The sequence below is a fragment of the Streptomyces sp. NPDC035033 genome (genome assembly GCF_040636735.1).
In the GTDB taxonomy this organism is placed as follows: domain Bacteria; phylum Actinomycetota; class Actinomycetes; order Streptomycetales; family Streptomycetaceae; genus Streptomyces.
The window spans coordinates 36,937-58,778 of the sequence record NZ_JBEZUZ010000044.1; the positions used below are offsets into that span (position 1 = coordinate 36,937).

A 21,842-nucleotide genomic window follows, 5' to 3' on the forward strand; every position below is an offset into this window, starting at 1 on the left:
AAGGGGTACGTGGTGCGGGTGGTGCGGGTGACGCGTCGGTGCGGGTCGTGCGGGTCGTTCGGGTCGTGCTGTGCGCGTCGTACGCGACGGGTGTGGTGCGCGTACGGGCCGTGCGCGGCGCGCGCCTCAGTGGGCGGCGGCGCGGGCCATGCCGCCGCGCGGCTGGGCGGGTACGCCCGTGCCGCTCCGGCGCGGCTGTGCGCCCGCGCCGTTCTGGACGTCCATGACGGCGTGCGCCACGAGACCGCCCATGGGGTCGTGCCGGATCAGGTCGCGCAGCCGGGACCGCGACGACCGTCCTTCGTTGCCGGGGTACAGGTGCTTGCCGAGACCGACCGCGTGGGCCAGCGCGGCGAGCGCCGCGGTCCGCGGGTCCGGCGGTACGCCGGTGCGGATCGCACTGTCCAGCCGGGCCCTGATCTCCCGGCTGATCGCCGTGTCCGTCGCCTGGTAGCGAGTCGTCGGCAGCACCCCGCACATCTGGCCCTCCACGGCATGCACCATGCCGCATCGCTCCAGATGCGAGAGATACGTCTGGCGGAGCCCCAGTCGGGGCCCGCCGATCCAGTGGACGGCCCGGACCGGACTGCCGCGCCTGCGCAGCAGTTCCAGTGCGGAGTCCAGAGTCGGATCTCCGGTCGGCCGTGGCATCACCACGGCGATACGATCCCCGTCAGGGGCTATCCGTCCCGCCAGAGCCAGCTCCACTAGCTGTGCTCCGGCGAGGCCCAGGTCGAGCGACTGCGGCTGCGCTGTGGTACCCGTGGCCGGGTCCAGAGCGAGCAGCAGAAGCTCCTCCGGAAGTGTTCTGCGGCTCCTGCCCATCCATGCCTCCCCGCGTGGATGAATGACAGGGTGACCCCTCTCACATTCATCTGTCGAGAGTGCCTGGGTGGTTCGTCCGGGAACCAGTAGGTATGTCGTTCTCGTCTAGCACGGGAGCCAAGGGGTTCACACAGGACACTGGTAGACGGTTCGGACGTACGCATGACGCATGGAGGAGGCACGGTGGCGGGCGAGTCCCCCGACAGAGCGGAGCAGCAGGGGTCGTCGGAAGGAACGACGACGGCGTCGTCGTCGACGGTTGCGCCCTCGGGGTCCCCGGTCTCCGCGCCGGCGCAGACGGACCAGCCGACGGCGGTGTTCAAGACCCTGGCGCCGCGCACCCCGGAGGACGACGCCGAGAAGCCGGCCGGGGAGCCGGCGGAGAAGCCGGCCCGGGAGTCGGCCGAGAAGCCCGCGGAGCGGTCGGCCGGCGAGGCTTCGGACGGGGCGCCGGGCGCGCCGGAGGGCGACCGGCTGAAGCAGGCCGTGGCGGCGTGGGTCGCGACGGCGGCGGCGGACGGGGCCGACGGCGGCGAGGACGGGGCCCGGGACGAGCCCGAGGACGGCGAGGACGGCGAGAGCGGCGACGGCGAGGAGCCGGAGGCCGTGGAGGCGTCCGGGGCGCCGGAGGGGCCCTCGACGGCCGACGAGCCCGTCCGGGACCCCGAGGCGCCCGTCGAGGCGCCCGAGGCGCCGGAGCCGTCCTGGTTCGCCGCGAAGAAGACCGGCGGCGAGAAGACCGGCGGCGAGAAGGCCGACGGCGAGCCCGGCGAGAAGGCTGACGCCGCGTCGGACGAGAAGGCCGAGCCGAAGCCGAAGCCGGAACCGGCGGCCGGCCCCGCGCGGAAGACCGCGTCCGCGCCGGAGGCCGGGACCGAGGCAGAGGCCGAGGCCGAGGCCGACGAGTCCCCGGTCGACCAGCCCACCACCATGTTCCGGGCCGTCCGGCCGCCGGCCGCGCCCGCCGTGGACCAGCCGACGACCGCGCTCAAGCTGCCCCGCGACCTCGACCTCGACTCCGACAGCGAGCGGACGAGCACCTTCGTACCGCTGCGCCCGGACATCCCGGCCGACCGGAAGGCGCCCGGCGCCTCCACCGCCGCCGGCCCGAAGCCGAAGCCGGCCGCCACCGACAAGCCGGCCGCGGCCGGTCCCGCCGCCGCGCCCGCCGCGCCGGCCAAGGCCGCCGTCCCCGCGCCGTCCGCGCCCGCCGCCGCGCTCGGGGAGCCCGAGCGGACCCGGCAGCAGCCGCTCCCGCCGCTGCCCCCGCTCGACCTGCTCGCCGAGCTGACGAACACCCCGCCCCCGCCGCCGAACGTCTGGCGCACCACCCTGCGCCGGATCCGTATCTGGACCCCGCTGGTCCTGCTCCTGTTGATCGTCTTTGCGATCGTGCAGATGGTCCGGCCGCTGCCGGCGCCCGCGCTGAAGCTCTCCGCCGCGCCCACGTACACCTTCGAGGGCGGCGCGCTCCAGATGCCGTGGCCCACCGACGGGCAGGGCGCGGTCGAGGTCGAGGGCGTCGGCTCGATGGGCACGTACGGGGCGCAGAAGCCGGCCCCGATCGCGTCCGTGACGAAGACGATGACCGCGTACGTGATCCTCCGCGACCACCCCCTCAAGGGGAAGCAGCAGGGCCCCGAGATCACCATCGACAAGAAGGCCGCCGAGCAGGCGAACTCGGCGCACGAGTCGACGGCGGCGGTCAAGGAGGGCCAGAAGTACACGGAGAAGGAGCTCCTCCAGCTCCTCATGATCCCGTCGGCGAACAACGTGGCCCGGCTGCTCGCGCGCTGGGACGCCGGTTCGGAGCAGGCGTTCGTCGACAAGATGAACGCGGCGGCCAAGGAGCTGGGCATGACCCAGTCCCGGTACACCGACCCGTCCGGCCTGCTGGACTCGACCGTCTCGACCCCGCGGGACCAGCTGAAGCTGGCCAAGGCGGTCATGCAGTACGACGTCTTCCGCGAGATCGTGAACATGCCGAACATGACCGTGGACGGCATCGAGGGCCGCATCGAGAACAACAACAACATCCTGCTGGAGCCGGGCGTCAGCGGCATCAAGACCGGTTCGTCCACGCCCGCCGGCGGCAACCTGCTCTGGTCGGCGAACACCGTCGTCGACGGGAAGAACCGCCGCATCCTCGGCATCGTCATGGGCGCCCAGGACGCGAACCTGCTGCACGAGAAGCTCCAGCGCGCCATCGACAACAGCCTCACGATCATCCAGAAGGCGCAGAACGACGTGACCTCCGCGGCCGTCGTCGAGAAGGACCAGGTCGTCGGCTACGTCGACGACGGCCTGGGCGGCCGGACGCCGGTCGTGGCGACGAAGGAGCTCAAGGCGGTCGGCTGGCCGGGCCTCAAGGTCGAGCTCGACCTGACCGACGGCGGCAAGGCCCTCCCGCACTCCGGCAAGGCCGGCGACGTCGTCGGCACGATCTCGATCGGCGAGGGCGCGGGCAAGGTCAGCGCCCCCGTGGCGCTCCGGACCGACCTGGTCGAACCCGGCTTCGACAAGAAGCTGACGCGGATCGGCTGACCGCCGCCGCCCCGTCCGGCCGAACGCCCGGCCGGGTGCCCCACCAGGCACTCGGCCGGGCGTTCGCCCGGACACCGGACAAGGCCCGGGCCGGACGCCGGCCGCCGGACCCCGATCGGACGCCGGCCGGCCCCGGGCCGGATCCCGCCAGATCCCGCGAGATCTCGCCGGATCCCGCCGGATCTCGCCGGACCCCGGCCCGGATGTTCGAACACCCGCCGGGCCCCGCCCGCCCCCGGGTCGGATGCCCGAACGGGTGGGCGCCCCGGACGCGCGGGGCGCCCTGCTGTTAGCGTCTTCGGGGGACGAGACGCGACACGCGAAGCCGAGCGGGACGCGAGACGGGCAGCAGGGAAGCGCACGGGAAAGGGCCGCAGTGACCACCGCCGAGCCGACACGCGCGGGCCGCAGCACGGCCGCCGCGCCCTCTCCCGAGCAGTCCGGAACCCCTACTCCCCCCACCCCCGGTTCACCTTCGCGCATCGTGCTCCCGAACCAGCGCTCCGCCGCCGAGCGGACCACGCCCCCGCCGCCGCCGCGCCGGCGCAAACGCCGCTACCCCGTGATGGTGGCGACGGGCGTCGCCGCGCTCCTCCACGTGCTGTGGTTCTTCTACTTCGCGAACAGCGGCGGCGACCTCGCGGCGCAGGACGCCTGGGCCGAGTTCGTCGGACGGCACCCCGACTCGGCGTACAACCTGGCCTGGTACGGCGGCATGCACCCGGTCTCGTACAGCGTGGTCTCGCCGTACGTGATGTCCGTCCTCGGCGTGCGCTCCACGATGATGATCGCGGGGACGCTCTCCGCCGCCCTGACCGCGCTGATCCTGGTGCGGGTCCCGGCGGTGCGGAACCCGATGGCGTGCTCCCTCGCCGGCGTCTTCGCCTTCCTCTGCAACGCGCTGTCCGGCCGGGTCACCTTCGGGCTCGGCATGATGTTCGCGCTCGGCGCGGTCGCCGCCGTCTTCTGCTGGCCGCACCGCTGGCGCCGCAAGCGGTGGGCGAAGGCGGTGGTCGCGGTCCCGCTGTCCGGCCTCGCGACGGCGTGCAGCCCGGTCGCCGGCCTCTTCCTCGGCGTGGTGGCGGCGGCGCTCTTCCTCAACAAGCGGCGCCCGGGGGCGTACGCGATCGGCCTCGCCCCGGTGGCGGTCGTCGCGGTCTCCTCCTGGCTGTTCCCCTTCTCCGGCACCCAGCCGATGGCCTTCGGCTCGGCGGCGCTGCCGCTGGCGTTCGGGATCCTCGTCCTCGTCCTCGTCCCGGGGGACTGGCGGACGGTCCGCACGGCCGCCGCCTGCTACACCGTCGGCACCTTCCTGACCTGGCTGATCGACTCCCAGATCGGCTCGAACATCTCCCGGCTCCCGATGCTCTTCGCGGGCGTGGTGCTGCTGGCGGCGCTGCCGTACGCGCGCCCGCGCTCGCGCCGCTGGTACGCGCTGGTCGTTGCCTTCCTCGGCCTGAACTTCTGGATCGGCTTCAAGGGCGTCGACGACGTGATCCGCACCCGCCCGGACGCCTCCTGGGCCTTCGAGGTGGCGCCGCTGATCAACCAGCTCCAGGTGCGGGAGGCGCGGAAGGCGCGCGTGGAGGTCGTGCCGGCCTCCAGCCACCGCGAGTCCTCGGCGCTGAGCCCGTACATCAACCTGGCGCGCGGCTGGAACCGCCAGGCGGACATGGAGCGCAACCCGCTCTTCTACGACGACACCCTCAACGCGGTGAACTACCGCGAGTGGCTGCACCGCTGGGCCGTCCGGTACGTCGTCCTCCCCACCGGCGCCCCCGACTCGGGCGCGGCGCGGGAGGCCGAGCTGGTCGCCGAGGGCCTGCCGTACCTGAACCAGATCTGGTCCGACGCGAACTGGCGGCTGTACGAGGTCGCCGGCGCCACCCCGCTCGCCGAGGCCCCCGCCCAGGTCGAGCGCGCCGCCGAGAACGAGGTAGTCCTCCGCCTCGACCGCCCGGCCCGGGTGAAGATCCGCGTCCCGTACTCGCCGTGGCTGGCCCTGATGGACGAGAACGGCGGCAAGCTGGAGCCCCCGCAGGAGACGGAGGCGTCGAAGCTGGCCCGGGAGGAGTCCGAGACGGAGCTCCCCAAGGTCTTCGCCAACGAGCACGGCTGCCTGCTGAAGGCCGAGCCGGACGAGGAGGGCGACGAGTGGACGGAGCTGATCGCCCCCAAGGCCGGTACGTACCGCCTGGCGGCCCCCTACAAGCTCTTCCCGCGCGGCACGGCCTGCCCGGAGGAGCTCCGCTGAGGACCCCGGGGCCCCGCCGGTCACCCATAAGGAGGGTGAACGGCCGAGAGGGCTGCCCGATCGCGGGTCCGGGGCCTAGGGTCGACGCATGCGGCAGGAACCAATTGAATCGGGGACGGCGGACGTGACGGACGCGGGAGACGTGGCGGACGCGGGTGACGTGGCGACGGAGACGAGGCCCGGCCCCGAGGCGCGGGAGGAGTCCGGCCCGCCCAGGCGCCGCCGCCGTCTCTCCCCGTGGGTGGAGTACCCCCTCCTGGCCGCGGTCGCGCTGGTCCTGGCCTTCCTGATCAAGACCTTCCTGGTGCAGGCGTTCCTGATCCCCTCGGGCTCCATGCAGAACACCCTCCAGGAGGACGACCGGGTCCTGGTCGACAAGCTCACCCCCTGGTTCGGCTCGGAGCCCGACCGCGGCGAGGTCGTCGTCTTCCGCGACCCCGCCGACTGGCTCGCCGGCCACGAGGTGAAGCCCCCCTCGAACGTCCAGAAGGCCCTCGGCTTCGTCGGCCTGATGCCCGCGGCCGGCGAACAGCACCTGATCAAGCGGGTCATCGGCGTCGCCGGCGACACGGTGGAGTGCCGGGGCACGGGCCCCCTCGAACTCAACGGCACCCCGCTCACCGAGCCGTACGTCTACGCCGGCAACACCCCGTGCAGCGACGACGAGGGCGGCCGCTTCAAGGTCACCGTCCCCGCCGGCCACCTCTGGGTCATGGGCGACCACCGCCAGGCCTCCCAGGACTCCCGCTACCACCAGGACGACGGCCGGGGCGGCATGGTCCCCCTCACCGACGTCGTCGGCCGGGCCATCGTCGTGGCCTGGCCCGTCCCCCACTGGTCCACCCTCCCGGTCCCGGACGCCTTCGACGACCGCAACTGAACCGCCCCCCCAGCAACCGAAGAACCGAAGCAAGGGCACCCGCCGTCCGACGGGTGCCCTTCCCACGTCCGCCTGAACCCGCCGAACCCGCCACCGCCGATGCCGCCCGCAGACGCAGAAGAGGCAGCCGCCGAATTCAGCAGCTGCCTCTTCCCCGGTGCCCCCGGCAGGATTCGAACCTGCGACACCCGCTTTAGGAGAGCGGTGCTCTATCCCCTGAGCTACGGAGGCCGGGGCTTGGCGGAAGTCCTGGAGAAGACCCGGTGAGTGGATCTTCGGCAAGGAGGCCAAGCCCGCTGGTCGGGCGCGGTGTGGGCGTTGCTGGGCAACATCGCTGCCCGACAAGAGCCACGCCAACGGCCGACCAGGGAACAGGGTAGCGGATGGGCGTCCGCGTGGGGTCCTGGATAACGGGTGGCGGGGGGTGGGGCCGGGTGGGTGGGGGCTGACCTGCGGGTTCTTCAGGGGGCTTCCCCTGGGGGCGGGGCGGGGGAGAGGGGTCAGGCCGCGGCGGGGGAGGGTTCCGTGCCGTCGAAGGCCTGGCGTGCTCGTTCCACGGCGGGGAGGTGGTCGGAGGACCACTCGGCGAGGGCGGCGAAGAGGGGGGCGAGGCTCCGGCCCAGGTCGCTGATCTCGTACTCCACGCGCGGCGGCACCTCCGGGTGGTAGGTCCGCAGGATCAGGCCGTCCCGTTCCAGCTGGCGCAGTCGCTGGGTCAGCACCTTGGGCGTGATGGTGCCGATGTTCCGCTGCAGCTCGACGAAGCGCTGGACGCCGTAGGCGTTGAGCGTCCACAGGATCGGGGTGGTCCAGCGGCTGAAGACGATGTCCAGGACCGGGGCGATCGGGCACGCCTGCTCCGCTGTGGGCCTGTCGGCGGGGTTCATCGGCAAGACGGTCGCCTTTCGGGAAGTCGCTTTCCTCCGGGTGCTCACTGTATCGACGGCGGTCTCCGTCGACGGCGGTCTTTCCCGAGGCCCCGAAACCGTGCGGGCGAACGGGACTTCGCCTTCCGCGGCCGAGGGCCGACGGGTGAGTCGCTTTCCTCTAGGTACCTACTACCCCGGGGCTGTTAGCGTCCGGAACGTGACGGCCTGGAGCGCTGTCCGAGCCGTTCGGCGCGGTCCGCCGGCAGTGGCGAACCCACCCAACCACCTTGATGCAGGGAGCTGTTCATGATTGTCGTCACCGGTGCCACCGGCAACATCGGCCGCCCGCTGGTCGCGGCCCTGGCCGAGGCGGGCGAGGAGGTCGTGGCGGTGTCGCGCAGCGCGCGGCCCGAGGGGCTGCCGGCCGGCGTCCGCGCCGCCCGGGCCGAGCTCGGGGACTTCGCGAGCATGAAGCCGGTCCTCGAAGGGGCCGACGCCTTCTTCATCCTGCTGGCCGGCGAGCTCAACGGCCCCGGCGAGCCGGCCGTGAACCTGCTGGACATCGCGAAGGAGGGCGGGGTGAAGCGCGTCGTCCTCGTCTCCTCCCAGCTCGCCGGCACGCGGACGGACACCCCCTCGCACGACCGCCTGCGCGAGTTCGAGGCCGCCGTGCGCGGGTCGGGCCTGGAGTACACGATCCTGCGCCCGGGCGGCTTCGCCTCCAACGCCTTCGCCTGGGCCGAGTCGGTGCGCACCGGCCGGACCGTCTTCGCCCCCTTCGGCGACGTCGCACTGCCCGTCGTCGACCCGGCGGACATCGCCGACGTCGCGGCGGTCGCGCTCCGCGAGGACGGCCACTCCGGCCGCACCTACGTGCTGACCGGCCCCGAGGCCGTCGGCCCGCGGCAGCAGGTCGCCCAGCTCTCCGAGGTCCTCGGCGAGGAGGTGACCTACGTGGAGCTGACCCGTGAGCAGGCCGCCGAGGCGATGTCCTCGTTCATGCCGGAGGCGGTCGTCGAGGGCACGCTCGACGTCCTCGGCGCGCCGCTCGCGGTCGAGCAGGAGGTCAGCCCCGACGTGGAGAAGGTGCTCGGCCGGCCCGCCCGCCCCTTCGGCGCCTGGGTCGCGCGCTCCCTTCCGGCCTTCGCGTAGGAGGTTCCGGACGGGGCCAGGGCGGGGGCGGAGGCGGGGCCGGGCGGGGGCGGCGGTTGATCCGCCGGTCCGCGGGCGCGTAGCGTCGCCACGTCCCTGGAACCCCGGAACGAGGAGGCGGCATGGCGGGGAACAGCGGGCCCGTGGAGCGGCTCACCGCCGCCGGAGCGCCGTTCGAGGTGCGGGACGGGACGTACGTGTCGGCGCCCCGGACGCTGCGGGAGTTCGTCGAGGCCGTCTGGGCGTTCGGGGACCGGACCTTCCTCGTGTCCGAGAGCGGGAGCCTCACCTACCGGGAGTTCTTCGACACCGCGTGCGGGCTGGCCCGGCGGCTGACGGGGGAGTACGGGCTCCGGCCCGGCGACCGGGTCGTCGTCGCCATGCGGAACCTGCCGGAGTGGCAGGTGGCCTTCTGGGGGGTGCAGCTGGCGGGGCTGGTCGCGGTGCCGCTGAACGCCTGGTGGACCGAGGCGGAGTTCGCGTACGCGCTGGAGGACTGCGCTCCCCGGCTGCTGCTCGTCGACGGGGAGCGGGTTCCCCGGGTGCGGGGGTGGGCGCGGGCGGCCGGGGTGCCGGGGATCGTGTTCCACGGGGAGCCGGAGCGGGGGTCGGAGCGAGGGGCGGAGCCGGGGTCGGGAGCGGAGCCGGGGTTCGTGGCGTACGAGGCCGACGGCGACCCGCTGCTCGGGCCGCCCGACGTCGAGGTGCTGCCCGAGCACGACGCGACGATCTTCTACACGTCGGGGACCACCGGGCGGCCCAAGGGGGCCGTCGCCACGCAGCTCGCGCAGGCCGGGGCCGCCGTGCACCCGCGGTACTTCGCCGCCGCGGCGGCGCTCGCGCGCGGGGAGCGGCCGGGGGGCGGGGGGACGGTCGTGTCGCTGACGACGTTCCCCTTCTTCCACGTCGCCGCCTTCACCTCCCTCTACGCGGTGATGGCGGGCGGCGGCACGCTGGTCATGATGCGGAAGTGGGACCCGGTCCGGGCCCTGGAGCTGATCCGCGAGCACCGGGTGACCCATTACGCGGGGGTGCCCACCACCGCGCTCCAACTGCTCGCGGCCGCCCGGGAGGCCGGCGACCCGCTGGAGAGCCTCACCCTGCTCAGCACCGGCGGGGCCGCCGCGCCGCCCGGGATCGTCGCCGGGCTCGCCGAGGCGTACGGCGAGCGGATCGCCCCGCGCAACGGCTACGGCCTCACCGAGACCTGCGGGGGCGTGCTCGCCAACGTGGGGGCCGAGTACCGGGCCCGGCCGGGGAGCGTCGGGCGGCCCTCGCCCGCCACCGAGGTGCGGATCGAGGCGCCAGGCCCGGACGGGGTGGGGGAGCTGTGGCTGCGGGGGCAGTCGCTGTTCCGGGGGTACTGGGGGGACCCGGACGCCACCCGGGCCGCCTTCGCGCCCGGCGGCTGGTTCCGCACCGGCGACCTCGCGCGGGTCGACGACGAGGGGCGGGTCACCATCGTCGACCGGCTCACCGACCTGGTGATCCGGGGCGGCGAGAACGTGTACTGCGTCGAGGTCGAGGGGGCGCTCCAGGCGCACCCGGACGTGCTCGACGCGGCCGTGGTCGGCGTGCCGCACCCCCTCCTGGGCGAGGAGGTCGGCGCCGTCGTACGGCTCCGGGCCGGTGCGACGGCCGGCGCCGGGGAGCTGCGGGCGCACGTCGCCGCGCGCCTCGCCGCCTTCAAGGTGCCCGTCCACGTCCTCGTACGGGACGGGGAGCTGCCGCGGAACCGGGCCGGGAAGCTCCTGAAGGGGCCCCTGCGGGAGCTGCTCCTGGAGTCCGCCCGCGAGCCGGAGGGCCGGACCGCGGGCGAGTCCGCCGGTGAGTCCGCCCGCGAGCCCGCCGGTGAGCCCGCCCGGGAGTCCGCCGGTGAGTCCGCCCGCGAGTCCGCCGGCGGGGCCGTCAGTCGCGGCTGACGCGGACGCGGAAGGCGCCCGTCGGGTCCTCCTCGACGACCCCGATCCGTATGCCGTGGGTGCGGTCGGTGAAGGTCTCGCCGGGGCCGTAGGGCGCGTCGGAGAGCTCCGCGTGGACGTTGGGGCGGCGGGTGCAGCCGCCGCTGGCGCGGTCGCTGTCGGAGACCGTCACCGGGCCGTGGCCGGTGTCCACGTCGGACTCGACGCGGTAGACGAGGACGCCCGGCTCGCAGACGGCCTCGTCGTTGCCCTCGCGGGTGCGGACCTCGACGGCGTACCCGGAGGTGTCGGTGAGGGGGACGAAGACCAGCTTGGGGCCGCCGGCGAGGGCCAGCGGGGTGAGCAGGTGCTCGCTGGTGCCGGGGGTGGAGGCGCACCGGACCTGGTCGTTGTCGAGCCAGCCGAGCTTCCACTTGTGCCAGCCGAGCAGGTCGTTGTTGGCCCCCCAGTCCTCGGACATGATGTCCCAGTGGCCGACCGTGCCGCCGCCCTCGGCGGTGTAGAGGTCGGGCAGGCCGAAGACGTGGCCGTTCTCGTGCGGCAGGACGCGGTAGCCGGTCTCGGGGAAGCTGCCGGAGCCGTCGTCCTGGCGGCTGTAGACGAAGGACGTGTTGGCGAGCGGGACGCCGTCGGCGTAGGGCGCGTCGTCGTTGCCGGAGAAGGTCACGGACAGGACGGTGTCCAGGGCGGAGGGGCCGGCGTTCGGCGTGACCAGGACGTTGACCAGGTCGTAGGCGCTGAAGTCGACCTTCCGGTCGGCCGCCGTGACGATGTCCTCGACGAAGGAGCGGTAGCCCGGCTCGTACGGGGCGCCGCGCTCGATCCCGTACGAGGAGAACGGCCGCGGCATCCGCAGCCAGTCGGGTATCGGCGCCTCGGCCTGGTACTGGAGCCGGCCGTAGGAGCTGACGCGGAACCAGTCGGAGGTCTGCGGGAAGAACTCCCGGAAGCGGCTCATCGCCGTGCCCTCGCCGCGCGCGTCGGGGAAGTCGACCATGAGGGTCAGGGCGCGGATCCGGCCCGTGGAGCGGGCGTACCCGGGGGCGGTCGGCAGCCCCTCCGACATCTGCACGCCCATCGAGCCGGCGATGCGGCACGGTCCGAGCCGGGTGGTGTCCGGCGCGGCGGCCACCGGGCCGGCCGAGGCCGGGGCGGGTCCGGGGAGCGTGGTGCTCGCGGAGGCGAGCACGGTGAGCAGGAGGGCCGTGGTCGCCGCGAGGGCGACCGGTCTGCGTATCCGCCGGCGGGGGTGCTGCATGCGGTCGCCTCTCCGGTCGGGGCCAGGTCAGCGGCGTGGTGCCGTGCGAACAGCCTGTGCGGAGCGGGGCGGGCGCGCGCGCCGGGTGGACCGATCGTGCGTATCCGGCGACGGAGGGTGTGGTGTGAGTCAGGTCACATGGAGGCGTGAAATAACCGGGGATTCTTTCCCCGTTCAAGAAGGAGTTCGACGAAGTGGGGACTGTTTCCCCGGATGGCTCCGAAACGGCTCCGGACGGCTCCGGATCGGTTCGGACGGCTCCGGGCGGCCCCGGAGGGTCCGAGGGGCCGACAGGCCCGGAGCGGGCGGAGCGAGGAGGTCGTGGCGTGATCCGTACGGACGGGCAGGGCGCGACGGATACGGAAGGCGTGACGGGCGTGACGGGCGTGACGGACGTGGAAGGCGTGGAAGGCGTGACGGACGCGGGAGGTGCGACGGGCGTGGAAGGCGCGGCGCCCGTGCGGCGCGTGCCCCGGCCGCGCGCCGACGCCCTGCGCAACCGCGAGCGGCTGGTCACGGCGGCCCGCGAGATGTTCGTGGAGTTCGGCTGCGCCGTGCCGTACGACGAGATCGCCCGCCGGGCCGGCGTCGGCAACGCCACCCTCTACCGGAACTTCCCCGAGCGGCCCGGCCTCGTCCACGAGGTCGTCCTCTCGATCCTCGCCCGGCTCACCGAACGGGCCGAGCGGGCGGCGGCCGAGGAGGCCGACACCTTCGCCGCCCTCAGCCGCTTCGCGCACGCCGCCGCCGACGAGGGCGTCGGCGCCCTCTGCCCGATGCTCGACGGCACCTTCGACAAGGACCACCCCGACCTCGTCGTCGAGCGCGAGCGCCTGGGGGAGGCCGTCGAGGGCCTCGTCCGGCGGGCGCGGGACGCCGGCCGGCTCCGCGCCGACATCGGCGTCGGCGACCTGATGGTCGGCGTCTCCCAGCTCACCCGGCCGCTGCCGGGCACCGGCTGCGACGACTTCGCCCCCTTCGTCCACCGGCACCTCCAGATCTTCCTCGACGGCCTGGAGGCGCCCGCCCGCTCCGCGCTGCCGGGGGCGACGGCGACCCTGGAGGACCTGAGACGCGACGCCTGACGCACGAGGTCCGCGACGCGGCGCCTGATCGACGGGGCCCACGACGCGACGCCTGACGCACGAGGTCCACGGCGCGGCACCCGAGACGCAACGCCCGAGGCGCGAGGGGACGGCTCCCCTCCGCCGCCCCACCCCTCCCTGTTGAGTCCTTTTTCTTCCTTTTTCTTCCTTTTCGAGTCAAGAGGTGGCTACCCCCATGCCCGAAACCGCCGGCGCCGTCCGGACGACGGCCGCCCTCCAGCCCGACCCCGGTCGCTGGAAGGCCCTCGTCTTCATCGCCCTCGCCCAGCTGATGGTCGTGCTCGACGCGACCATCGTGAACATCGCCCTCCCCTCCGCCCAGCAGGACCTCGGCATCTCGGACGGCAACCGGCAGTGGGTCATCACGGCCTACGCCCTCGCCTTCGGCGGTCTGCTGCTCTTCGGCGGCCGCATCGCCGACCTGTGGGGCCGCAAGCGCACCTTCGTCGTCGGCCTGATCGGCTTCGCCGCCGCCTCCGCCCTCGGCGGGGCCGCGACCGGCGAGGCGATGATGCTCGGGGCCCGCGCGCTCCAGGGCGCCTTCGGCGCGCTGCTCGCGCCCGCCGCGCTCTCGCTGCTCGCGGTCACCTTCACCGACGCCAAGGAGCGCGCCAAGGCCTTCGGCATCTACGGCGCGATCGCCGGCGGCGGCGGCGCCGTCGGCCTGATCCTCGGCGGCTTCCTCACCGAGTACCTGAACTGGCGCTGGACCTTCTACGTCAACATCCCGTTCGCGATCGTCGCCGCCGTCGGCGCGTACCTGGTGATCCGCGAGCCGGCCGGCGGCCGCAACCGCTCCGCGCTCGACGTCCCCGGCGTCGTCCTCTCCACCCTGGGCCTGGTCGCGCTCGTCTACGGCTTCACCCGCGCCGAGTCCGAGGGCTGGAGCGACACCGTCACGATCGGCATGTTCGTGAGCTCGGTGGTGCTGCTCGCCGCCTTCGTCCTCGTCGAGGCGAAGGTCAAGAGCCCGCTGCTCCCGCTGCGCGTCCTCACCGACCGCAACCGCGGCGGCGTCTACCTCTCCCTCGGCCTCGCCGTCATCGCGATGTTCGGCCTCTTCCTCTTCCTGACGTACTACCTCCAGGTCGTGAAGGGCTACTCGCCGGTGATGACGGGCTTCGCGTTCCTGCCCATGATCGCGGGCATGATCGTCGGCTCGACCCAGATCGGCACCCGGCTGATGACCCGGGTCCCGCCGCGTCTGCTCATGGCCCCCGGCTTCCTGACCGCCGCGATCGGCATGCTGCTCCTGACCCAGCTGGAGATCGGCACCTCGTACGCGGGGCTGATCCTGCCCGCGCAGCTGCTGCTCGGCCTCGGCATGGGCACCGCCTTCATGCCGGCCATGTCGCTCGCCACGCACGGCGTGGAGGCGAAGGACGCCGGTGTGGCCTCCGCGATGGTCAACACCTCGCAGCAGGTCGGCGGCGCCATCGGTACGGCCCTGCTGAACACGATCGCCGCCTCGGCGACGACCGCATACCTCACCGACCACGCGGCCGGCGCCACCACCCCGGCCGCCCAGAAGCTGCTCCAGCTCCAGGGCATGGTCGAGGGCTACACCGCCGCGATCTGGTGGGCGGTCGGCATCCTGGTCGTCTCCGCGGCCATCGCGGCCGTCCTGATCACCACCGGGAAGCCGGAGACGGGCGTGGTCGCCGGTTCCGGCACGGGCGCCGAGGACGAGGTGAAGGTGCCGGTCATCGCGCACTGAGCCGCCCGTCGTACGCCCCCGCCCCCTGCCCTGGTTCCGCTCAGCGGAGCCAGGGCAGGTCCGTGTCCGGGCCCGTGGGCTCCAGGCCCTCCGCCATCACCCGCATGATCGCGCCGAGCTGTTCGACCTGCTCGGGGGTGAGGCGGTCGAACAGCGCCTGGCGCACGGCCGCCACGTGGCCGGGCGCGGTGCGCCGCAGCACCTCCACGCCCTCGTCGGTGAGCCGGGCGAACTGGCCGCGCTTGTCGGAGGGGCACTCCTCGCGCCGGACCCAGCCGTTCTTCTCCAGGCGGGCGACGGCGTGCGAGAGCCGGGAGCGGGTGATCTTGGCGCTCTTCGCGAGCTCGGTCATGCGGAGCCGGCGGCGCGGGGCCTGGGAGAGCTGGACGAGGAGGCCGTAGTAGACGTGCGGCATGCCCGCGTCGCGCTGCAGCTGGCGGTCGAGGTGGTCCTCCAGGAGGGTGGTGGCGTGGAGGTACGAGCGCCAGACGCGCTGTTCGCCGTCGCTGAGCCAGCGCGGCTCGGGTGCGGTGCTGTCTCCCATGGCGTCCTTGTCTCCCATGCCGTCCATCGTACGACTCGTTCTTGAAAGTTGAACTATGTGGCTTTACGCTGCATGCATAAAGCTTGAAGTTTCAAGCTCATCGGTGGGTCCCGGGCCCCCGAGGGGCTTCGAGCCCACTGACGGACCGACGAACGGAGGCCACCGCCATGGACACCGCCCTCGACGCGCGGATGCCCGCGCTCTACCTGTCCCACGGCGCCCCGCCGCTCGCCGACGACCCCGTCTGGCCCGGGGAGCTCGCCGCCTGGTCGGCCGGGCTGCCCCGCCCCCGGGCGATCCTCATGGTCTCCGCCCACTGGGAGGAGGCCCCGCTCGCCCTCGGCGCCACGGAGACGATCCCCCTCGTCCACGACTTCTGGGGCTTCCCCGAGCACTACTACGCGGTGGAGTACGCGGCCCCCGGCGCCCCCGGACTCGCCGAGGCCGTCCGCAAGCTGCTCCGCGCCCCCGGCACCCCCGTGCAGGACGTCCCCGACCGGGGCCTCGACCACGGCGCCTACGTCCCCCTCGTCGAGATGTACCCCGGCGCCGACGTCCCCGTCCTCCAGATCTCCCTGCCCACCCTCGACCCGCGCCGCCTGATGGACATCGGCCGCAGGCTCGCCCCGCTGCGCGACGAGGGCGTGCTGATCGTCGGCAGCGGCTTCTTCACCCACAACCTCGCCGCCCTCCGCCACGGCGGCGGGGTGCCGGGCTGGTCCGCCGAGTTCGACGCCTGGGGGAACGAGGCCCTCGCCGCCCGCGACGTGGACGCCCTCCTCGACTTCGAACACAAGTCCCCGGCCGGCCGCCTCGCCCACCCCCGCACGGAGCACTTCGCCCCGCTCTTCGTCACCCTGGGCGCGGCCGACGCGGCCGGCGACCTCGACGGCGGGCGCTCGGTCATCGACGGCTTCTGGATGGGACTGGCCAAGCGGTCCGTCCAGTTCGGCTGAACCCCTCGGCCCGGCCGAACCCCTCGGCCGAATGCCTCGGCTCGGCCGAACCCCTCGGCCGAACACCGGCGGGTGGCCCTCTCGGTCGAAGGCCGGCGGGCGGGCCCCTCGGTCGAACACCGGCGGGTGGGCCCCTTCAGTCGAACACCGGCGGGTTCAGCTCCACCGAACGGACGGCGGCGGCCAGCGCGAGCGGACCGCCGACGTCCAGCGCGGTGTCGGTGAACTTGATCGTGTGGTCGTCGCCGTGCGCCGCCGCCCGGGCGAAGACCTCCTCCGGGGCGAGGCCGACCGCCTCGTACGGAGCGGCCTCCCGCGGCGCGTACGCGGCCGTCACCGCCGCCGCGGCCGACCAGGCCGCCGCCAGGCTCGGCGCCCAGAGGGCGCGGGGCAGCGCGGGCAGGGCCCGCAGGACGGCGTTGGGCGCGGTCGCCGCGTGCACCAGCATGACCGGCTCGCCGTGGCCGTGCGTCGCGTACCGGTGCACGGCCGCCGTCACCAGCTCGGCGAGCCGCTCCCGCGCCGCGTCGGGGTCCGGCGCCCCGCCCCAGACCGGGAACGCCGTCAGCTGCGCGAGCCGCGCCCGGATCCCGCCCTCCTGCTCCGGGACCGGCGGTACGGCGGCGAGCGCGGCGGCCGCGTCCGGCGCGGCGGCCAGCGGGGCGAGCGGCGGCAGCGGCTGGTGCCGGGCCGCCCAGTAGCCGAGCGCGTGCGCCAGCTCGGCCCGCCGGGGCGCCGTCTCCCCGCCGGGCGCGAGCAGCGTCCGTACGGCGTGCCCGGTGCGGATCACCGGATGCGTCGCCCCGCCCGCGATCCCGGGCAGCAGCCGCGGCCACCACTCGGCCAGCACCTCCCGCCACGGCCGGTCGTCCAGCTCGCGGGCGAAGAAGCGGGTCCAGTCGGTGATCCGGGCCGGGTCGCCCAGCGCCTCCCGCCAGTTCCCGGCGGTGACCGGGGCGTACGGTGCGGGCGCCTCCTCCAGCTTCGGCGCGTACGCGTCGAGCCAGCGGTGCACGGCGGCGGCGTGGCCGTGCCGGGCCAGCGCCTCCACGGCCATGGGGGCGTGGTTGGTGAGCCAGCCGTTCCGCTCGGGACCGGTGGCGTGGAGCCGTTCGAGGGCCTCGTCGAGGATGCCTGTGGTGTCCATGGCGGGAACGTAGGCCGGGCGGAGCCCGCCCCGTAACGGGCTGGGGACCTACGCCGCGCGGCGGAGGCAACCCTCGGCCGTCGGTCCGGCGTCATGACGGATGCGGGACGGGGAAGGCGGGAGTGAGGACGGGCGGACGGACGGACCCGGACGTGTGACACCCGTCTCACCGACAGTGCGGTCGGAGAAGGCCCGGAACGGCGTTCCCTCCGGTCTGACCTGCGGATCCGTCTCCGCGGCGGACCGCAGGGCGGGGCGGGGGCCGCGCAGGATACTGCATGATCGCGAAAATCCTGAGTCTCCTGGGAATTCTGTCCCGATTCCGGTCGTTGTTTCCGTCGGATGCAGGGCACCCGCAAAGGTGTCGCGACCTACTCAGCAAGGGAGCACGCATGGCAACCCGTGCCGTCGCCCGTCGTCAGTCCGCCGCCAAGGGCGGGGACAGCCGGGCAAGCAGCGTTCGCGCCGTGGGCGGGGAGATCGCCGACCGCGACCTGGTCGGCATGTACCTCGACGAGATCGCGCGCACGCCCCTGCTCGACGCCGCCAAGGAGGTCGAGCTCTCCCAGACGATCGAGGCGGGCGTCTACGCCCGGCAGATCCTCGACGGCGAGGTGGAGAGCGGGGCGGCGGGCGCGACCCGCGAGGAGCTCGAGGCGCTGGTCGCCGAGGGCGAGCGTGCCAAGGACCTCTTCATCAAGTCCAACCTGCGGCTCGTCGTGGCCGTCGCCCGGCGCTACCCGCGCAGCGGGCTGCCGCTCCTCGACCTGATCCAGGAGGGGAACGCGGGCCTGGTGCGCGCGGTCGAGAAGTTCGACTACGCGAAGGGCTTCAAGTTCTCCACGTACGCCACGTGGTGGATCCGCCAGGCCATCACCCGGTCCATCGCCGACCAGTCCCGCACCATCCGCCTCCCCGTCCACCTCGTGGAGGAACTGGGCCGGATCCGCCGCGTCCAGCGCGAGTTCAACCGCGAACACGGCCGCGAGCCGGAGCCCGCGGAGATCGCGGAGGAGCTGGGCTCCACGGCGGAGCGGATCACCGACGTCCTGGACTGGGCGCGCGACCCCGTCTCGCTGAACATGTCGGTCGACGACGAGGGCGAGACGCAGTTCGGCGACCTCCTGGAGGACACGTCGGCGATCTCGCCGGAGCAGTCCGTCCTCACGCTGCTGCGGAGCGAGGAGCTCGACGACCTCATCGACAAGCTCGACCACCGCACCGCCTCCATCATCCGGATGCGGTACGGGATCGAGGACGGGCGCGAGCGGACGCTGACGGAGGTCGGCAAGGAGCACGGGCTGACGCGGGAGCGGATCCGCCAGATCGAGAAGCACGCGCTCCTGGAGCTGAAGAAGATGGCCCGCGACACCGGCTTCGACGCAGTCGCCTGACCCCCCGCGCCCGCCGCCCCTGCGGGCCGCGCCCGCCGTCCCCGTGCGGGCCGCGCCCGGCACCCCCCGGCTGGGCTGCGCCCGGCGTCCCTGTGGGCAATCGTCCCGCTGGGGGTCCCCCCTGGACGAAGTCCTTGGGGGAGGGACGGGTGGGCACAGGGACGGCGCCCCCTGCCGGGCCAAGGCTTTCCGGGCCTGGGCCCGCACCCGGTGTACGACGCCGTACGGGTGCGGGTCCAGGCCCTGGTGCGGAGGCACCCGCAAGGGTGCCGTTCCGTTGTGCCCACCCTCCCCCAAGGACTTCGTCCAGGGGGGACCCCCAGCCCCAGCGGAACGCCTGCCCACAACGAAACGGCGGCGCGGCCCGCGACGGGGTGGGGCGGGTCAGGTGAGGGAGGTGGTGAGGCGGGTGGCCAGGGTCCGGATGTGGGCACGGAGCGCCTCGGGCGCGTGGACGGTGAAGGGAACGTCCAGCAGCATCAACCGCACGGCGAGCCACTCCACCGACTCCGCGACCCGCCCCCGCACCCGGCACGCGCCGTCCCCGTCCGCGACCGGCACCAGATGCGCCGGCAGCCGGCCCGCGACGGCCTCCACCCCCGCGCCGAACGACACGTCCAGGTCCACCTCCCCCAGCGCCCGCGACATCGACCGCGCCAGGTACGCCGCCTCGTCCCCCTCCGGCAGCTCCCGCGGCGCGAACCGCGCGCCGGTCGCGAACGGCTCGGTGACCCGGTCGACGCGGAAGGTCCGCCAGTCCTCCCGCCCGAGGTCGTACGCGACGAGGTACCACCGCCGGCCCGTCGACACCAGCCGGTACGGCTCGACCAGCCGCTTCGTGTCCGCCCCGTCGCCCGCCCGGTAGCTGAACCGCACCTTCTCCCGCGCGGTCACCGCGCCCGCGAGGGCCGTCAGGGTGGAGGGCGCGACCGTGGCGCCGTCGCCGCGGGTCAGCGGGAGCGTCGCGTTCTGCAGCGTGGAGACCCGGTGCCGCAGCCGCGCCGGCAGCACCTGCTCCAGCTTGGCCAGGGCCCGTACCGACGCCTCGTCCACGCCCTCGATGGCGTGCCCGGCACCGGCCCGCAGGCCCACCGCGATGGCGACGGCCTCCTCGTCGTCGAGGAGCAGCGGAGGCATCGCCGTACCAGCGACCAGCCGGTAGCCGCCCACCGCGCCCCTGGTCGCCTCGACCGGGTAGCCGAGTTCCCGGAGCCGGTCGACGTCGCGGCGGATCGTGCGCGAGGAGACCGAGAGCCGTTCGGCGAGCTCGCTTCCGGGCCACTCGCGCGGCGTCTGGAGGAGCGAGAGCAGATGGAGGAGTCGTGCCGGGGTGTCCGTCATGCCGTCCATGATGCTGCGCCATTAGGACGCGTTCTGTCCTGTACGACTTCTATGGTTCTTCCATGAGCGCACACGAGACCGACACCGCCACGGAGGCGGACAGCACCGCCGCGGGGGACAGCAGACGCTGGATAGCCCTGGCCATCGTCATGACGGCCGCCTTCATGGACCTGGTCGACGCCACCATCGTCAACATCGCGATCCCCAGCATCGAGCACGACCTGGGCACCACCACCAGCGCCATCCAGTGGATCACCGCCGGATACGCGCTGGCCTTCGCGGCCGGCCTCATCACCGGCGGCCGCCTCGGCGACATCTACGGCCGCAAGCGGCTCTTCCTCCTGGGCACCGCGGGCTTCACGCTCGCCTCCGCCCTCTGCGGCCTCGCCGTCAACCCGGAGATGCTGGTCGCCTCCCGCCTCCTCCAGGGCGCGGCGGCGGCGATGATGGTGCCGCAGGTGCTGTCGATCGTCCACGTCACCTTCCCCGCGCACGAACGCGGCAAGGTCTTCGGCCTGTTCGGCGCGATCGTCGGCCTCGGCGCGGTCTCCGGCCCGCTGCTCGGCGCGCTGCTCACCGAGTGGAACATCGCCGGCCTGGAGTGGCGCCCCATCTTCCTCATCAACCTGCCGGTGGGCGTCGCCGCGCTGCTGCTGGGCCGGGCGTACATCACCGAGTCGAAGGCGCCGAAGGCGCTCCGCCTCGACCTGGTCGGCGTCGTGCTCGTCACCGCCGCGCTGCTCCTGCTGATCTACCCGCTGACCCGGGGCCGCGAGCTGGGCTGGCCGCTGTGGGGCCACCTGATGATGGCGGCCGCCCCCCTGGTCTTCGCCGCCCTCGTCGCCTACGAGCGGTACAAGACGAAGAAGGACGGCTCCCCGCTCGTCGAACTCTCCCTGTTCAAGGTGAAGTCCTTCGCGGCCGGCATCGCGGTGCAGCTCACCTTCGGCATCGTCCTCGGCATCTTCTTCCTGGTGTGGACGCTGTACATGCAGATCGGTCTCGGCTGGGGCGCCCTCAAGGCGGGCCTGACCGGGGTGCCGTTCTCGATCGCGGTCTCCCTGGCCGCCGGCATGTCGGTGCAGCTGCTGGTGCCGCGCTTCGGCCGCAAGGTGCTCCAGACGGGCGCCCTGACGATGGTCGCGGGCATCCTGCTGTACTTCTTCGCCGCCGGACGGTACGGGGCGGAGATCTCGCCCTGGCAGATGATCCCGGCGCTGGTGGTGATGGGCCTCGGCATGGGGCTGATCGTGGCGCCGCTGACGGACGCGGTCCTCTCCGAGGTCCCGAAGGAGCACGCCGGTTCGGCCTCCGGCCTGATCAACATGACCGGCCAGATGGGCAACGCGATCGGTCTCGGCCTGGTGTCGGTCGTCTTCTTCGGCGTCGTCGACGACCGGCTGCCGGCGGCCACCGCCCCGGCGGGCGTCGCGACGGCCTTCGCGGACGCCTTCCGCAACTCCCTCGGCTGGGCCGCGGTCGTCCTGGCCGGCATCTTCCTGGTGATGTTCGCCCTCCCGGCGAAGCCGAAGCAGCACCTGGAGGGCGGCGCGGCCGACGCCGAGCCGGACGCCGTGGAGAAGGAACCGGCACTCGCCTGACGCCGTGTCGGGCGGAAGACCCCGGAGGGGGGGGGGGGGCGCCCCGGCGGCCCGCCCGGCCCCGCGCGCGGGGGCCCCCCGCCCCGGCGGACCGGCCGCCGAGCGGTCTCCCGGCGCCCTCGGGGGTTTGCCCCCGGGAGGAGCGGCAAGCCGAAGAGGTACGCACCGGAAGCGGGATGACGGGCGGTCGGCCCGCGGAACCCACCCAGGAGGCGCTCATGTCGAACCCGACCCGAGCCCTCCTCCGTGCGGCGCCGTGCGCCGCACCGGTCCCCCCCCCCCCCCCCCCCACAGATCGGTAAATCACACCACTGAAAAACAGACACAAACCG

Annotated in this window: 16 protein-coding genes and 1 tRNA gene; 10 read left to right on the top strand and 7 right to left on the bottom strand. The window is 73.8% G+C overall.

What is annotated here, in order from left to right; genetic code table 11:
* Nucleotides 1-126: 126 nt before the first annotated feature.
* A complete protein-coding gene (locus AB0E83_RS19480) occupies nucleotides 127-825 on the bottom strand; it encodes a GPP34 family phosphoprotein (protein ID WP_362112884.1) in 699 nt (232 codons plus the stop codon).
* A 315-nt stretch (nucleotides 826-1,140) separates the two neighbouring features.
* On the opposite strand from AB0E83_RS19480, the gene AB0E83_RS19485 reads away from it, so the two are divergent.
* From AB0E83_RS19485 to lepB, 3 genes are all read left to right on the top strand, one after another.
* Nucleotides 1,141-3,369 (top strand): serine hydrolase, encoded by a 2,229-nt coding sequence (locus AB0E83_RS19485; RefSeq protein ID WP_362112887.1) that lies wholly within the window; start codon nucleotides 1,141-1,143, stop codon nucleotides 3,367-3,369.
* Between the two features lie 484 nt (nucleotides 3,370-3,853).
* Nucleotides 3,854-5,623, top strand: coding sequence for an MFS transporter (locus AB0E83_RS19490; protein ID WP_362112890.1), 1,770 nt, complete (start codon nucleotides 3,854-3,856; stop codon nucleotides 5,621-5,623).
* 88 nt (nucleotides 5,624-5,711) lie between these two features.
* Nucleotides 5,712-6,503 carry a signal peptidase I gene (lepB, locus tag AB0E83_RS19495; RefSeq protein WP_362112893.1) on the top strand — a complete coding sequence of 264 codons (792 nt, stop codon included), beginning with the start codon at nucleotides 5,712-5,714 and terminating at the stop codon, nucleotides 6,501-6,503.
* Nucleotides 6,504-6,661: 158 nt separating this feature from the next.
* Here the strand turns inward: lepB and AB0E83_RS19500 are convergent.
* Both AB0E83_RS19500 and AB0E83_RS19505 read right to left on the bottom strand, forming a co-directional pair.
* Nucleotides 6,662-6,734 (bottom strand) — tRNA-Arg (locus AB0E83_RS19500).
* 269 nt (nucleotides 6,735-7,003) lie between these two features.
* A complete protein-coding gene (locus tag AB0E83_RS19505; RefSeq protein ID WP_362112896.1) occupies nucleotides 7,004-7,390 on the bottom strand; it encodes a helix-turn-helix domain-containing protein in 387 nt (128 codons plus the stop codon).
* A gap of 288 nt (nucleotides 7,391-7,678) precedes the next feature.
* On the opposite strand from AB0E83_RS19505, the gene AB0E83_RS19510 reads away from it, so the two are divergent.
* Together AB0E83_RS19510 and AB0E83_RS19515 are read left to right on the top strand one after the other, a co-directional pair.
* The gene (locus AB0E83_RS19510; protein WP_362112899.1) at nucleotides 7,679-8,524 is read left to right on the top strand and encodes an NAD(P)H-binding protein; all 846 of its coding nucleotides are present in this window, start codon (nucleotides 7,679-7,681) and stop codon (nucleotides 8,522-8,524) included.
* Between the two features lie 122 nt (nucleotides 8,525-8,646).
* A complete protein-coding gene (locus AB0E83_RS19515) occupies nucleotides 8,647-10,446 on the top strand; it encodes a class I adenylate-forming enzyme family protein (RefSeq protein ID WP_362112902.1) in 1,800 nt (599 codons plus the stop codon).
* Here AB0E83_RS19515 and AB0E83_RS19520 read toward each other — a convergent pair.
* Nucleotides 10,433-11,704, bottom strand: coding sequence for a M6 family metalloprotease domain-containing protein (locus AB0E83_RS19520; RefSeq protein WP_362112905.1), 1,272 nt, complete (start codon nucleotides 11,702-11,704; stop codon nucleotides 10,433-10,435). The genes AB0E83_RS19515 and AB0E83_RS19520 overlap by 14 nt on opposite strands.
* Nucleotides 11,705-12,144: 440 nt before the next feature.
* Here AB0E83_RS19520 and AB0E83_RS19525 point away from each other — a divergent pair, with 440 nt between their 5' ends.
* Together AB0E83_RS19525 and AB0E83_RS19530 are read left to right on the top strand one after the other, a co-directional pair.
* Complete coding sequence (locus AB0E83_RS19525; RefSeq protein ID WP_362112929.1) at nucleotides 12,145-12,789, top strand: TetR/AcrR family transcriptional regulator; 645 nt, start codon at nucleotides 12,145-12,147, stop codon at nucleotides 12,787-12,789.
* Between the two features lie 196 nt (nucleotides 12,790-12,985).
* A complete protein-coding gene (locus AB0E83_RS19530) occupies nucleotides 12,986-14,527 on the top strand; it encodes an MFS transporter (RefSeq protein ID WP_362112908.1) in 1,542 nt (513 codons plus the stop codon).
* 40 nt (nucleotides 14,528-14,567) lie between these two features.
* Here the strand turns inward: AB0E83_RS19530 and AB0E83_RS19535 are convergent, their stop codons facing one another.
* The gene (locus AB0E83_RS19535) at nucleotides 14,568-15,089 is read right to left on the bottom strand and encodes a MarR family transcriptional regulator (protein ID WP_362112911.1); all 522 of its coding nucleotides are present in this window, start codon (nucleotides 15,087-15,089) and stop codon (nucleotides 14,568-14,570) included.
* A gap of 149 nt (nucleotides 15,090-15,238) precedes the next feature.
* On the opposite strand from AB0E83_RS19535, the gene AB0E83_RS19540 reads away from it, so the two are divergent.
* Nucleotides 15,239-16,027, top strand: coding sequence for a class III extradiol ring-cleavage dioxygenase (locus AB0E83_RS19540; protein WP_362112914.1), 789 nt, complete (start codon nucleotides 15,239-15,241; stop codon nucleotides 16,025-16,027).
* A gap of 136 nt (nucleotides 16,028-16,163) precedes the next feature.
* Here AB0E83_RS19540 and AB0E83_RS19545 read toward each other — a convergent pair whose 3' ends face one another.
* The gene (locus tag AB0E83_RS19545; protein WP_362112917.1) at nucleotides 16,164-17,174 is read right to left on the bottom strand and encodes a questin oxidase family protein; all 1,011 of its coding nucleotides are present in this window, start codon (nucleotides 17,172-17,174) and stop codon (nucleotides 16,164-16,166) included.
* Between the two features lie 392 nt (nucleotides 17,175-17,566).
* Between AB0E83_RS19545 and AB0E83_RS19550 the strand changes: the two genes are divergently transcribed.
* Complete coding sequence (locus tag AB0E83_RS19550; protein WP_362112920.1) at nucleotides 17,567-18,568, top strand: sigma-70 family RNA polymerase sigma factor; 1,002 nt, start codon at nucleotides 17,567-17,569, stop codon at nucleotides 18,566-18,568.
* 384 nt (nucleotides 18,569-18,952) lie between these two features.
* Here AB0E83_RS19550 and AB0E83_RS19555 read toward each other — a convergent pair whose 3' ends face one another.
* Entirely contained in the window at nucleotides 18,953-19,909 is a 957-nt protein-coding gene (locus AB0E83_RS19555) for a YafY family protein (RefSeq protein WP_362112923.1), read from the bottom strand.
* 62 nt (nucleotides 19,910-19,971) lie between these two features.
* On the opposite strand from AB0E83_RS19555, the gene AB0E83_RS19560 reads away from it, so the two are divergent.
* Nucleotides 19,972-21,510, top strand: coding sequence for an MFS transporter (locus AB0E83_RS19560; protein WP_362112926.1), 1,539 nt, complete (start codon nucleotides 19,972-19,974; stop codon nucleotides 21,508-21,510).
* The last annotated feature ends 332 nt before the right edge of the window (nucleotides 21,511-21,842 follow it).

Bases quoted from the DNA above. Each gene is read 5' to 3' on its own strand.
- AB0E83_RS19480 (WP_362112884.1), bottom strand. From the start codon at position 825: ATGGGCAGGAGCCGCAGAACACTTCCGGAGGAGCTTCTGCTGCTCGCT.
- lepB (WP_362112893.1), top strand. From the start codon at position 5,712: ATGCGGCAGGAACCAATTGAATCGGGGACGGCGGACGTGACGGACGCG.
- AB0E83_RS19505 (WP_362112896.1), bottom strand. From the start codon at position 7,390: ATGAACCCCGCCGACAGGCCCACAGCGGAGCAGGCGTGCCCGATCGCC.
- AB0E83_RS19510 (WP_362112899.1), top strand. From the start codon at position 7,679: ATGATTGTCGTCACCGGTGCCACCGGCAACATCGGCCGCCCGCTGGTC.
- AB0E83_RS19515 (WP_362112902.1), top strand. From the start codon at position 8,647: ATGGCGGGGAACAGCGGGCCCGTGGAGCGGCTCACCGCCGCCGGAGCG.
- AB0E83_RS19520 (WP_362112905.1), bottom strand. From the start codon at position 11,704: ATGCAGCACCCCCGCCGGCGGATACGCAGACCGGTCGCCCTCGCGGCG.
- AB0E83_RS19530 (WP_362112908.1), top strand. From the start codon at position 12,986: ATGCCCGAAACCGCCGGCGCCGTCCGGACGACGGCCGCCCTCCAGCCC.
- AB0E83_RS19535 (WP_362112911.1), bottom strand. From the start codon at position 15,089: ATGGGAGACAAGGACGCCATGGGAGACAGCACCGCACCCGAGCCGCGC.
- AB0E83_RS19540 (WP_362112914.1), top strand. From the start codon at position 15,239: ATGGACACCGCCCTCGACGCGCGGATGCCCGCGCTCTACCTGTCCCAC.
- AB0E83_RS19545 (WP_362112917.1), bottom strand. From the start codon at position 17,174: ATGGACACCACAGGCATCCTCGACGAGGCCCTCGAACGGCTCCACGCC.
- AB0E83_RS19550 (WP_362112920.1), top strand. From the start codon at position 17,567: ATGGCAACCCGTGCCGTCGCCCGTCGTCAGTCCGCCGCCAAGGGCGGG.
- AB0E83_RS19555 (WP_362112923.1), bottom strand. From the start codon at position 19,909: ATGACGGACACCCCGGCACGACTCCTCCATCTGCTCTCGCTCCTCCAG.
- AB0E83_RS19560 (WP_362112926.1), top strand. From the start codon at position 19,972: ATGAGCGCACACGAGACCGACACCGCCACGGAGGCGGACAGCACCGCC.